Source organism: Paraburkholderia sp. SIMBA_027 (assembly GCF_046535315.1).
In the GTDB taxonomy this organism is placed as follows: Bacteria; Pseudomonadota; Gammaproteobacteria; order Burkholderiales; family Burkholderiaceae; genus Paraburkholderia; species Paraburkholderia tropica.
The window spans coordinates 1-239 of sequence record NZ_JAWRWY010001534.1; the positions used below are offsets into that span (position 1 = coordinate 1).

Here is a 239-nt window from a genome sequence, read left to right on the forward strand (position 1 = left end):
GAAGCCGAGTCCCATCGCAAGAGCGAGGAACTGGACGAAGAACGCGCCCAGCGTGAAATGGAAAAGGCCAGAAGCGCTCAGGAGCTGGAAGAGGCCGTCGACGCCCTTGCAACCGGTCTAGCCAATCTTGCGGCCGGCAGGCTCGATCTGCGCATCGAAAAGTCCTTCGTGCCGTCGCTCGACCATCTGCGCATCGACTTCAACAACTCCATCGCGGGGCTGGATGCAACGATCTCCAG

Annotated in this window: 1 pseudogene; it reads left to right on the top strand. The window is 60.7% G+C overall.

Annotation, left to right across the window (positions count from 1 at the left end):
- A pseudogene (locus SB764_RS44320) lies at positions 1 to 239 on the top strand (chemotaxis protein); the annotation flags it as partial.